We start from the raw sequence: 11,137 nt of genomic DNA, 5'->3' as shown, positions 1-11,137 counted from the left end.
CACTAGCGTCGTCGAAGGCATCAACAACACGATCAAAGTCATCAAACGACGGGCCTATGGCTACCGCGACGAGGAGTACTTCTTTCTCAAGATCCGCGCAGCCTTCCCCGGAAATCCTCGATGAACCTGAATTAAACGAGGTGTTGATATGAATTTCTCGAACTGGAAAGTCTCGACCCGCTTGAGCTTGGGCTTTGGGTTGGTGGGAGCCATCGCGCTGATCTTGGCGGTGGTGGCTTATGCAAAGGTCAGCACGCTGAGCACCGAGATCGGCGCGTTGGTCGACGACCGGATCGTCAAGATGACCAAACTTGGCGAGGTGCGGTATTGGCAGAACGTGTCGGTCATCGCCGTGCAGAGCATGGTGATCGCGCCCGATGCCGAGCAACGCAAGGCCGGGCTTGCTCGCATTGAAGAGGCTCGCAAGCACAACACGCAGTTGTATGCCGAGCTGGATCAGATCGTGAACCTGCCACACGGGCGCGAGCTGCTCAAGAACGTCACCGAGGCACGCAAGGCTTTCAGCCAGGCGTTGGATCAGGCCATCTCGCTGGCCAACGCCGGGCAGCAAGCACAGGCCGGCACCGTGGTGTTGGGGCCTTTGAAGGCGGCGCAGCAACGCTACTTTGAAACGGTGGACGAGTTTTTGTCATTTCAGCGGCAACTCGCGGAGGCTGCCGGAAAAGAGGCCAAGCGCGAGGTGCAGCTCACCAGCGTGATCCTCGTGGTGCTCACGTTGGTGGCCATGGTTTCGGGTGCCGTGGTGGCGCTGTCGATCATCCGCGGCCTCACCCGACAACTCGGCGCCGAGCCGGCTGATGTGTCTGAGGCCATTGAGCGCGTGGCCGATGGCGATCTCAGCCATTCGGTGGCGGTGCGAGCGGGCGACACCCGCAGTGTGATGGCTTGCGTGGGGCGCATGCAGCAATCGCTGCGCGAGGTGGTGGCCGAGGTGCGCGCGGGGGTCGAATCGGTTTCAACCGCCAGCAGCCAGATCGCAACCGGCAATATGGATCTGTCGCAACGCACCGAAGAGCAGGCATCGAGCTTGCAGCAAACGGCGGCGTCAATGGAGCAGCTCACGGCCACCGTTCGGCAAAACGCCGACACGGCCCGGCAGGCAAATCAGCTGGCTGCGGGCGCCAGCGATGCCGCGGCACAAGGTGGGCAGGTGGTGTCTCAAGTGGTTGGCACGATGGATGAGATCGCCGCGAGCTCGCGCAAGATCGCCGAGATCATCGGCGTGATCGACGGCATCGCGTTTCAGACCAACATCCTGGCGCTCAACGCTGCGGTTGAGGCTGCCCGCGCCGGTGAGCAAGGACGCGGCTTTGCCGTGGTGGCGGGCGAGGTGCGCAACCTCGCGCAGCGCAGCGCGAACGCGGCCAAAGAGATCAAGAGCCTGATCGGCACGAGCGTCGAGACCGTGGCCAGCGGGTCGTCTCTCGTGGCTGAGGCCGGCAAGACCATGCACGATCTGGTGGGACACGTGCGTCGCGTGAGCGATTGCATCGGCGAGATCAGCGCGGCAAGCCAAGAGCAATCGCGCGGCATCGATCAGGTGGGGCAGGCGGTCACGCAGCTCGATCAGACCACGCAGCAAAACGCCGCGCTGGTTGAAGAAAGCGCCGCCGCCGCCGAGAGCCTGCGCGATCAAGCGCAACGCCTGAGCACCGTGGTAGCTCGGTTCCGGGTGAACGCCTGAGCCGCGTCTTGCTGCGGGCACGGCGCCCCCTGGCAACGCTTCGCCAACGAGCGCGCGCGGCGCGGCAAGATCACCGAATCCTGCCGCACCAGCCAGCATTCGTTCAGGCTTACAACGCGGCTTTGAAAATCTCTTCGATATCGGCCTGCGAAGCCGTGCGCGGATTGGTGAGGCCGCAAGCATCTTTGAGCGCGTTGGCGGCAAGCGTCGGGATGTCTTCGGTCTTGACGCCCAACCCTCGCAGCCCTTTCGGGATGCCCACATCGGCGGCCAACTGGCGGATCGCATCCAGACAGCGTTCAGCATTGAATGCGGCATCGGCGCCGCCCTGCGCAACACCCATGGCTTGCGCCACATCCGCCAGCCGAGCGGCACACACCGGCGCATTGAAGCTCTCGACGTGAGGCAGCAGCACCGCGTTGCACACGCCGTGCGGCAAGTTATAGAAGCCGCCGAGCTGGTGCGCCATGGCATGCACGTAGCCAAGCGATGCGTTGTTGAACGCCATGCCGGCCAGAAACTGCGCGTAGGCCATCTGCTCGCGGGCATGCACGTCGCCACCGTTGTTGACGGCTTGGCGCAAATTGGAGGCGATCATCGTCACCGCCTTGAGCGCGCAGGCATCGGTGATCGGATTGGCTGCGGTAGATACATACGCCTCGATGGCGTGCGTCAGCGCGTCCATGCCGGTCGCCGCCGTAAGGGCCGCCGGCTTGGCCAGCATCAGCAAGGGATCGTTGACCGACAACAGCGGCGTGACGTTGCGATCGACGATGGCCATCTTGATGTGGCGCGACTCGTCGGTGATGATGCAAAAGCGCGTCATTTCGCTGGCCGTGCCGGCGGTGGTGTTGATCGCGATCAGCGGCAACTGCGGCTTGGCTGATTTGTCCACGCCCTCGTAATCGGCAATGCCGCCGCCGTTGGTGGCAACCAGCGCGATGCCCTTGGCGCAATCGTGCGGAGACCCTCCACCAAGCGACACCACGCAGTCGGCCCCTTGCTCGCGCAGCATCTTGAGCCCGGCCTCGACGTTGCCGACGGTCGGATTGGGCTGTGCGCCATCAAAGACGGATGCGCGCACGCCTTGCTCAACGAGCAGCCCGGCAACCTGAGCCGCCACGCCGGCCTTGCTCAGCCAGGCGTCGGTCACGATCAGCGCGTGCTTGAAACCGAGATTTCTGATCGCCTGCGTGGCCTCGACGAGGCAGCCCTCGCCCATCATGTTGACCGACGGAATGAAAAATGTGCTTGTTGACATGAGCATGGTTCCTTGATTGAGACTCCGCCGCACGCAACTGTGCGTGCCGCCTTGGTGAAGGGCTTGCCGAAGACGGGGGAGTGGTGGCATCGAAGCCCCCCGTGTCATGGCGCCTCCCGGTGGCCACCCATTGGCCACCGATTCGCCAATCGCACACGCTGTGCCAGAGCCGGGCCGCGGCACCGCTTGCTCGACAAATCAAGGACTTGGCAGCGCCTCGTGATCCAGGCGCCGATCCGGAGCCGCCCTGGTGTGGCCCAACGTGATCCACGCCGTGACACCCGCCGCGGGCAGCGACACAGCCAAAAAAACGCAGCCGATGAATCAGAGCGTGACAGCTGTGTCGCTTTGACGCGTTGCAGCGGTCGGCAGCCTCAAAAGGTGATAGTGGACGGCGCCGGCCTTGGCGTGGCGCCAGACATCCAGCCCGAAAGGCTGCACGGCCAAGGCATCGAATGCCCGATCGGCCTCCAGGTAGATCAACCCGCGCGGCGCCAGCAGGGGCCGGGCCGCCTCCAGCGCCGGCTCGAACAGTTCGGCGTCGAACGGCGGATCAAGGAAGATGAGCTCGAACGACTGCGGCGCCGCCTGGCGCATCCAGGTCAGCGCATCGGCGCACGCCACCTGCACCGCCAGAGCGGCCAGCCGCGCCTGCAACTGGCGCAAGTTGTCGGCGAGTCGGCGATCGCGCTCCAGCAGCGTCGCTTGCGCAGCACCGCGCGATGCAGCCTCGAAACCCAAGGCTCCCGAACCGGCAAAGGCATCGAGACAACGCCAGCCGGTCAAGTCCTGCCCCAGCCAGTTGAACAAGGTTTCGCGAACCCGATCAGGGGTCGGACGCAGCCCCGGCGCGTCAGCCACGGTCAGCCTGGTGCGCTTCCACTGCCCGCCGATGATGCGTACCTCGTGTGGCGCCGCGCGGTGCGATCGCGCCGGAGCCTGTGATTTGGACGAGGCCTTTGCGGCAGAGGAGGGGCGAGCTGGTTTCACGGCTGTCATTCTGCCCGCTGAGTCACACCCACCAGGTCAGCCCTACCTACAATCCGCAGCATGTTTAGTTTCTTCAAGAAAAAGGCGCCCCCCGCCGCCACCTCGGCGGCACCGGTTACCGCCCCACCCGAGGCAAACGCTCCTGCGCCAAGCACACCAGCCGGCCCGACTGCTGCCACGCCCGACCCCCCCCCTCTCGCTGCGGAAGCCCCCCGCCGCGGTTGGTTTGACAAGCTCCGCGCCGGCCTGCGCAAGACCGGCTCCAGCATCGCGCAGGTGTTCACCGGCACGCAGATCGACGATGCGCTGTACGAGGAGCTGGAAGCCGCCCTGCTGATGGCCGATGCCGGCGTGGGCGCCACGCAGCATCTGCTTGACGACCTCAAGCGCCGCGTCAAGGAAGCCAAGGCCACCGACCCGGCGCAGGTGAAGACCCTGCTGATCGACGCCATCGCCGAACTGCTCGCGCCGCTGCAGCGCTCGCTGGAAGTGGGCAAACACCATCCGACCGTGATGATGGTGGTCGGCGTGAACGGTGCCGGCAAGACCACCAGCATCGGCAAACTGACCTGGCATCTGGCCGAGTCGGGCCAGAAAGTCTTGCTGGCGGCGGCGGACACCTTCCGCGCGGCGGCCCGCGAGCAGTTGTCGGCCTGGGCCGACCGCAACCAGGTCGAAATCGTCAGCCAGGAAGGCGGTGACCCTGCCGCCGTGAGCTTTGACGCCGTGAAGGCGGGCTGCGCGCGCCGCAGCAACGTGGTCATCGCCGACACGGCTGGCCGCCTGCCGACGCAGCTTCACTTGATGGAAGAGCTGAAGAAGATCCAACGCACCATCGGCAAGGCCATGGACGGCGCACCGCACGAGGTCTTGCTGGTGGTGGACGGCAACACCGGTCAGAACGCGCTGACCCAGGTGCAGGCCTTTGACGGCGCCCTGAGCCTGACCGGCCTGGTCGTGACCAAGCTGGACGGCACCGCCAAGGGTGGCGTGCTGGCAGCAATTGCCCTGTGGGCGCGCAAACGCGGCGCGCCCGTGCCGGTCTATTTCATTGGGGTAGGCGAAAAGCTCGAAGACCTGCAGACCTTCGACGCCCGCGAATTCGCCCAGGCACTGCTGGGCTGAATTCGCCCGGCACGGCGGGTCAACGCCCGGCCGGCTCCAGCGGCATCGGCGCTGAATCGAGATCCTCGAACCACGTCGATGGCGGGGGTTCGCGGAACTCGGCCATCTCGTTGGCTTCAGGCAGCTCCGAGTCGATCGGGGGCAGTGCCGCCGCAGCCGGGCTCGAGACCTCTTGCGAGGGTGGCGTCACCAACACCGATGCGCGAGCCGCCGAGACGCTCGGAATCTGATCGTCGCGCCAGACATGCAAGCGAATGCCCGCCGCCTCGATCACGCGATCCATGCGGCTGTGGCGCTTGGCCGTGCGCGGGCTCTCGCGTTCGGGCGGACAGCGTACCTCGACCACCGCCAGCACTTCGGAGTGGCGATTGCACACCACGAGGTCGGCGCACAGATGGCCGACACGCCGCACCCACACGCTGTACGAATTGCGCGTGGGCACCCGCAAGAAGCGCGACAGCGGCACCTGGCCCAGCACCATGTGATCAGGAAATGCCTGGCGCAGCACGGCGTAGGCCTGACGCTCGGTGGCCGTGAGGATGCGGCTGGGCTCGGGCTCCCAGGCTGCCACGGTGTCGAGCGCATCAAGCCCGCGCGGCTGGCTGCTGGCAGCATCAGTCTGGCGGGAGCGCCGCATGCGCAACCACAGCATCAGGGCGACCACGGCGACCAGCGCCACGGCGATCATCAAAGGAAAAGACAGTGCGTCCATGAACCAATACTTCGGGAGCGAAGGGAGGAAACTTGAACGTAACAGTCTGCAGCGTCAGGGTCAACGCGAATGCGTAGCAACGTGTGACCAAACGGCCGGGGTAAACCCGGCACGCTTGCGGCCGTTCGTGACGCGCATCACGAACCGATGTGCCGTGCCGCGTCAGTCATGCAAAAACGGGGCTCAACGGCCAAGGCCCGGGAAACCGCCGCCCTTGAGGCCCCCCATGCGCTTCATCATCTTCATGAGGCCGCCCCCGCGCAGCTTTTTCATCATGCCCTGCATCTGATCGAACTGATTGAGCATGCGGTTGACGTCCTGAATCTGCACGCCGGCGCCTTGCGCGATGCGGCGCTTGCGGCTGGCCTTGGTCTTGCCGTCCATCAGCAGCGAAGGCTGGCGGCGCTCCTTGGCGGTCATCGCGTTGATGATGCCTTCCATGCGGCGCACGTCGCGCTCGGCCTTGTCCATGTCGGCCTGCCCGGCCTTGGCGGCCAGCTCACCCGGCAGCTTGTCGATCAGGCCCGAGAGGCCGCCCATCTTCTTCATCTGGCTGATTTGAGCCAGAAAGTCGTTGAGGTCGAAATCGTTGCCCGCCTTGATCTTGTCGGCCAGCTTTTGCGCGGCCTCGACATCCACGCCTTTTTGCACTTCTTCGACGAGCGCGACGATGTCGCCCATGCCGAGCACGCGACCGGCGTGGCGTTCGGCGTCGAACACTTCAAGGCCGTCGATCTTTTCAGACACGCCGGCAAACTTGATGGGCGCGCCCGTGATCTGCCGCACGGACAGCGCGGCGCCACCGCGCGAGTCGCCGTCGAGCTTGGTCAGCACGATGCCGGTAAGCGGCAGCGCCTCCTTGAACGCCCTGGCGGTGTTGATGGCGTCCTGCCCCTGCATGGCGTCCACCACGAACAGGGTTTCGATCGGGTTGAGCAAGGCATGCAACTCGCGGATCTCGGCCATCAGCGCTTCGTCGATCGCGAGACGGCCGGCGGTATCGACCAGCAGCACATCGAAGAAGTGGCGCTTGGCGTAGTCGAGCGCGGCCAGGGCGATCTCGCGCGGCTTCTGGTTGGGCTCCGACGGGAACCACTCGGCGCCGGCTTGCCCGGTCACGGTCTTGAGCTGCTCGATGGCGGCGGGGCGGTAGACGTCGGCCGAGACGGTGAGCACCTTCTTCTTGCGCTTTTCGATCAGGTGCTTGGCGAGTTTGGCGGTGGTGGTCGTTTTACCGGCGCCCTGCAAACCCGCCATGAGGATGATCGCGGGCGGCTGCGTGGCGAGGTTCAGGTCGGCGACGCCCTCGCCCATCGTGGCGGCCAGCTCCTTGTGCACCACGCTGACGAGCACCTGCCCGGGGTTGAGCGAGCCCACCACCTCCTGCCCCAAGGCCTTGTCCTTGACCCGGGCGATGAAGTCGCGCACCACCGGCAGGGCCACGTCTGCCTCGAGCAAAGCCATGCGCACCTCGCGCAGCATGTCTTGCACGTTGCTCTCGGTGATCCGCGCCTGGCCGCGAAGGTTCTTGATCAATTTACCGAGACGGTCGGACAGCGTGGATGCCATAAATTTTGTTGAGCGAAGTAGGTGTGAGACGAGGTGGCGGCGGCCGGAAGCAGCGCGAAAGCGCGTGAGCGCAACGTAAACTCCCGCCATGATTTTATCTGTGGCGCCCTCTGCATCTCCCGCAGCCGCCTCGGCTGACCTGCTCCTTGCCGTGCCCAGCGTGCTGGCGCTGCTGGCCTACGCTTGCGCGCTGTGGCGAGGCGATGGTCCCGGCCTGCGCGCGGCCTTGCTGACCGGTTGGCTGGCGCAAGGCGTGGCCATCGTCGTGGATACCTTCGGGCTGAGTTCGCCGTTGCCCGGCGCACGCTTCGGTTTTGCGCCCGCGCTGTCTGTCACCACCTGGCTGGTGGTGGCGGTCTACATGATCGAAAACCGGCTGCTGCCCTTGCCCCGGGCGCGCCGCATGCTGGCCGTGTGCGGCGTGGCGGCCGTGGCGCTGGCCTGGGCTTTTCCGGGCGAATCGCGACCCCATCTGGCCTCGCCGTGGGCGCCTCTGCACTGGGTACTCGGGTTCGCGTCCTATGGGCTGTTCGGCGCCGCCGTGCTGCACGCCGCGCTGTGGAGCCACAATGATCGCCGCCTGCGCATGAAGCCCAGCACCGGGCTCACGCGCCCCTCGTTCAGGGCATCGTTCCAGGACACCTTCGCGCCCGTGGGCATGCCCTTGCTCAAGCTTGAAACGCTCACCTTCGATTTCGTCAACGCCGGCTTCATCGTGCTGTCGGCCACCCTGATACTCGGCTGGCACTTCGCGCGCCCCTGGCATTGGGATCACAAGACCGTGCTGTCGATGCTGTCATGGATCGTCTTTGCCGCGCTGCTGGCAGGCCGGCAACTCTTCGGCTGGCGCGGACGGCCTGCCACGCGCTGGCTGTACGTGGGCGCCAGTCTGCTGCTGCTGGCCTACGTCGGCTCGCGTTTTGTATTTGAAGTAGTGCTGCGCCGTCCCAGCGGCACCTATTGAGATGGATACGGCCCGCCGATCATGAAGTTGATGCTGATGCTGCTCGCCCTGGGCGCCGTGCTGTGGCTGTGGCGTGGCACGCGCGCGGCGCCGTCGGCGCAGGTGCCCCCGCAAGCCCCTCGCCCGGACGGGTCGTCGAGCACGCGCGGGGCGCCGGCCAACGGCCTGCCCGTGCCGATGGTTGAGTGCGCGTTCTGCGACTTGCACGTGCCCCGCGCCGAGGCCATCGAAAGCCCGAATCGGCGACAGCACTATTGCTGCGAAGCCCACCGTATCGAGCATCTGCGGCAGGGTCGCTCGACGGCCACGCCAGGGCCGCGCTGACCGTGGCCGATCGAGCGCCCTCGACGTCCGCCGCGCCCGATGACGCGCCCTCCGTCGAGACGTCCTGGTTCGGCGCCTTTTCGCTCGATCAGGATCCGGCCCCAGACGCCGCCGTATCGGGCGGCGCCGCGGCGCCAACGCCCCGAGCCACCGCGCGCCGCCGCAAGCGTGCACGCTCGGCCCGGCCCGATATCAACTCGCGCTTTCTGAGCGAGCAGGCCCGGCGCCAGAGCGGCGAGCAGCCGCCCCTCGCCCGCATCTACCGCACGTTCATCGGCGCGCGCGCGGCCCTGGGCCTGACCCTCGTCGCGGTGCAGCTGTTGACCACCTTGCTGGGCAACAGCCTGCCGCCGTGGTCGCTGGCTGCCGTGCTGGGCTATGCGCTGACGACCTGGTCGGTGTGGTGGCTCGGCCCGCCCACCAAGCAGACGCTGGATCGTGCCACCGGCACCTTGCGGCGCCGCCATTGGCTAGCCACGATCGGCATCGACCTGATCGCCTTTGGCGCGCTGCACGCGCTGGCGCCGTCGGCCAACTTGAATTACCAGGCCTTCCTGGTGCTGCCGGTGCTGATGGCGGGCATCCTGACGCCGCGGTTGTCGGCCATGGCGGTGACCGCCTGCGCCACGTTCGTCCTGCTGGGGGTGGCGTGGTGGAACGGCATCAGCAGCAATAACCTGGCGTCGCTGATGACCCAGGCCGGCCTGTTCGGCGCGGCCTTGTTTGCCATCAGTTTCTTGTGCGGCGAGCTCGCCAGCCGGCTGGCTAGCGAGGAGCTCACCGCCAAGGGCAGCATGGAGCTGGCGCGCCAGCAGGCGCAGCTCAATCGCCTGGTGATCGACGAAATGCAGGACGGCGTGCTGGTGGTCGACCGCCGCGGCCGCGTGCGCGCCGCCAACCCCGCCGCGCGGCGCATGCTGGTGGCCGAGGGCCATGCCCCGGCGGCGCCGTTTCAGTTGCGCGGCATTGCCGACTGGACACCGTTGGTGCAGGCGGTCGAGCAGGCGTTCAGCGAAGGTCTGTGGCCTGAGGGCGGCCGCGATGTCGCGCTGCCGCTGACCACCGGCAACGGCGGCGTCGCCCTGCGCGAATTGCGCCTGCGCGTGCGCTTCACCCGCCGCAACGACGCCCAGGCCGCAGAAGACCTGTGCGTGCTGTTCGTCGAAGACGTCCGCACCGTGCATGCCCGCCTGCGGCAAGAAAAACTCGCCGCGATGGGCCGCATGTCGGCCGGCATCGCCCATGAAATTCGCAACCCGCTGGCGGCCATCGCACAGGCCAATGCGCTGCTGGCCGAAGACGCCCAGCCCGGCACCCAGCAACGGCTGACGACCATGGTGGCCGACAACGTGACGCGGCTCAAGCGCATTGTGGACGACGTGCTGGCCGTCGCCCCTGGCCTGCGGCAAGATGCCCCGGCCATCGAATGCCTGCCTCTCGTCACGCATTGCTGCGCCGAATGGCTGCACACCGCCTCACTCTCGCCGGAGCGCGCCGCGCCGGGCGAGCTCTGCGCCATGCGATTGGATCTGCCAACGCCGTCAGCGAACGCCCCCGACGCCGCCTGGCTGGTGCGCTTCGATGGCGAACACCTGCGCCGGGTGCTAGTCAACTTGCTGGACAACGCCTGGCGTCACAGCACGCAAACGCCGGGCGCCATCCGCGTGACGCTGCAGATCGAAATGCACGACGAGCGCCCGAACCTGATCCATATCGGCGTGCTCAGCGATGGCGAACCAATTGCGCCCGAGGTGGAGCAATCGCTCTTCGAGCCCTTCTTCTCGACACGCAGCCGCGGCACCGGCCTCGGCTTGTATATTTGCCGCGAGCTGTGCGAGCGCTACGGCGCGCGCATCGATTACTGCCAGCACGGCCCCGACCATCGGCACCGCAATGAATTCCGCCTCACCCTGCGCGGCGAACTGGCCGGCGCCGCCGCAGTGTCCTGACGCTCTTCTCTTTTCGTGACCACCATGTCCTCACCCGCCTTGTACAGCCTGCTGGTCGTCGATGACGAGCCGGATCTGCGCACGCTCTACGAACTGACTTTGCTGCGCGAGGGCTACGAGGTCGAAACAGCGGGCAGCGTCGAAGATGCCTGGTCGCTGCTGCAAGACCGCACCTACAGCGCCGTCATCACCGACATGCGCTTGCCCGATGGCACCGGGCTCGATCTGCTGCAACGCATCGAGTCGGCCGGGCGCCGCGAGAAGGCCGTGATCATCACCGCCTACGGCTCGGCCGAGAACGCCGTCGAGGCGCTGAAGGCCGGTGCGTTCGACTACCTCACCAAGCCCGTCGATCTGAAGCAATTCCGCTCGGTGGTCGCCTCGGCGCTGGGCCGCTCGGCGAGCATCAAGCCGACCACCCAGCCCAGCAGCCTGCCGTCCATCAAGTCGGCGCCGCCCCCAGCCACGACGGCCACGCAGCCCGCCGCGCCACGCAAGGCCGAGGACGAGGCTGCAGCCGACCGCAAACTCAGCGCCG

11 protein-coding genes are annotated in these 11,137 nt (G+C 66.5%); 7 read left to right on the top strand and 4 right to left on the bottom strand.

Annotation, left to right across the window (positions count from 1 at the left end; genetic code table 11):
* Together ACE3SS_RS13365 and ACE3SS_RS13360 are read left to right on the top strand one after the other, a co-directional pair.
* Positions 1 to 124 (top strand): transposase (locus ACE3SS_RS13365; RefSeq protein ID WP_143329487.1); only part of this gene is annotated, 124 nt, incomplete at its 5' end.
* A 24-nt stretch (positions 125 to 148) separates the two neighbouring features.
* Positions 149 to 1,705: a methyl-accepting chemotaxis protein gene (locus tag ACE3SS_RS13360; protein WP_374594729.1), complete on the top strand. Its 1,557-nt coding sequence runs from the start codon at positions 149 to 151 to the stop codon at positions 1,703 to 1,705.
* Positions 1,706 to 1,814: 109 nt separating this feature from the next.
* On the opposite strand, the gene yiaY is transcribed toward ACE3SS_RS13360, so the two are convergent.
* Both yiaY and rsmD read right to left on the bottom strand, forming a co-directional pair.
* Positions 1,815 to 2,966: an L-threonine dehydrogenase gene (gene yiaY, locus ACE3SS_RS13355; RefSeq protein WP_374594727.1), complete on the bottom strand. Its 1,152-nt coding sequence runs from the start codon at positions 2,964 to 2,966 to the stop codon at positions 1,815 to 1,817.
* Positions 2,967 to 3,290: 324 nt separating this feature from the next.
* Positions 3,291 to 3,965 (bottom strand): 16S rRNA (guanine(966)-N(2))-methyltransferase RsmD, encoded by a 675-nt coding sequence (gene rsmD, locus ACE3SS_RS13350; protein WP_374594725.1) that lies wholly within the window; start codon positions 3,963 to 3,965, stop codon positions 3,291 to 3,293.
* Between the two features lie 51 nt (positions 3,966 to 4,016).
* Between rsmD and ftsY the strand changes: the two genes are divergently transcribed.
* Entirely contained in the window at positions 4,017 to 5,081 is a 1,065-nt protein-coding gene (gene ftsY, locus ACE3SS_RS13345; protein ID WP_374594723.1) for a signal recognition particle-docking protein FtsY, read from the top strand.
* Between the two features lie 19 nt (positions 5,082 to 5,100).
* Here the strand turns inward: ftsY and ACE3SS_RS13340 are convergent, their stop codons facing one another.
* Together ACE3SS_RS13340 and ffh are read right to left on the bottom strand one after the other, a co-directional pair.
* Positions 5,101 to 5,793, bottom strand: coding sequence for a DUF2726 domain-containing protein (locus tag ACE3SS_RS13340; RefSeq protein WP_374594721.1), 693 nt, complete (start codon positions 5,791 to 5,793; stop codon positions 5,101 to 5,103).
* Between the two features lie 183 nt (positions 5,794 to 5,976).
* On the bottom strand, positions 5,977 to 7,362 hold the full coding sequence (gene ffh, locus ACE3SS_RS13335) for a signal recognition particle protein (protein WP_374594719.1): 1,386 nt from the start codon (positions 7,360 to 7,362) through the stop codon (positions 5,977 to 5,979).
* A gap of 88 nt (positions 7,363 to 7,450) precedes the next feature.
* Between ffh and ACE3SS_RS13330 the strand changes: the two genes are divergently transcribed.
* The 4 genes from ACE3SS_RS13330 to ACE3SS_RS13315 all read left to right on the top strand — a co-directional run.
* Positions 7,451 to 8,326 carry an inner membrane protein YpjD gene (locus tag ACE3SS_RS13330; RefSeq protein ID WP_374594717.1) on the top strand — a complete coding sequence of 292 codons (876 nt, stop codon included), beginning with the start codon at positions 7,451 to 7,453 and terminating at the stop codon, positions 8,324 to 8,326.
* A gap of 21 nt (positions 8,327 to 8,347) precedes the next feature.
* A complete protein-coding gene (locus tag ACE3SS_RS13325) occupies positions 8,348 to 8,650 on the top strand; it encodes a PP0621 family protein (RefSeq protein ID WP_374594715.1) in 303 nt (100 codons plus the stop codon).
* Between the two features lie 2 nt (positions 8,651 to 8,652).
* Positions 8,653 to 10,599, top strand: coding sequence for a PAS domain-containing sensor histidine kinase (locus ACE3SS_RS13320; protein WP_374594713.1), 1,947 nt, complete (start codon positions 8,653 to 8,655; stop codon positions 10,597 to 10,599).
* A gap of 24 nt (positions 10,600 to 10,623) precedes the next feature.
* A partial coding sequence (locus ACE3SS_RS13315) for a response regulator (protein ID WP_374594711.1) occupies positions 10,624 to 11,137 on the top strand: 514 nt, incomplete at its 3' end.

This window comes from Aquabacterium sp., assembly GCF_041915145.1.
In the GTDB taxonomy this organism is placed as follows: domain Bacteria; phylum Pseudomonadota; class Gammaproteobacteria; order Burkholderiales; family Burkholderiaceae_C; genus Aquabacterium.
The sequence above is the reverse complement of the archived record's forward strand: the minus strand, read 5'-3'. Positions and strand labels throughout refer to the sequence as shown.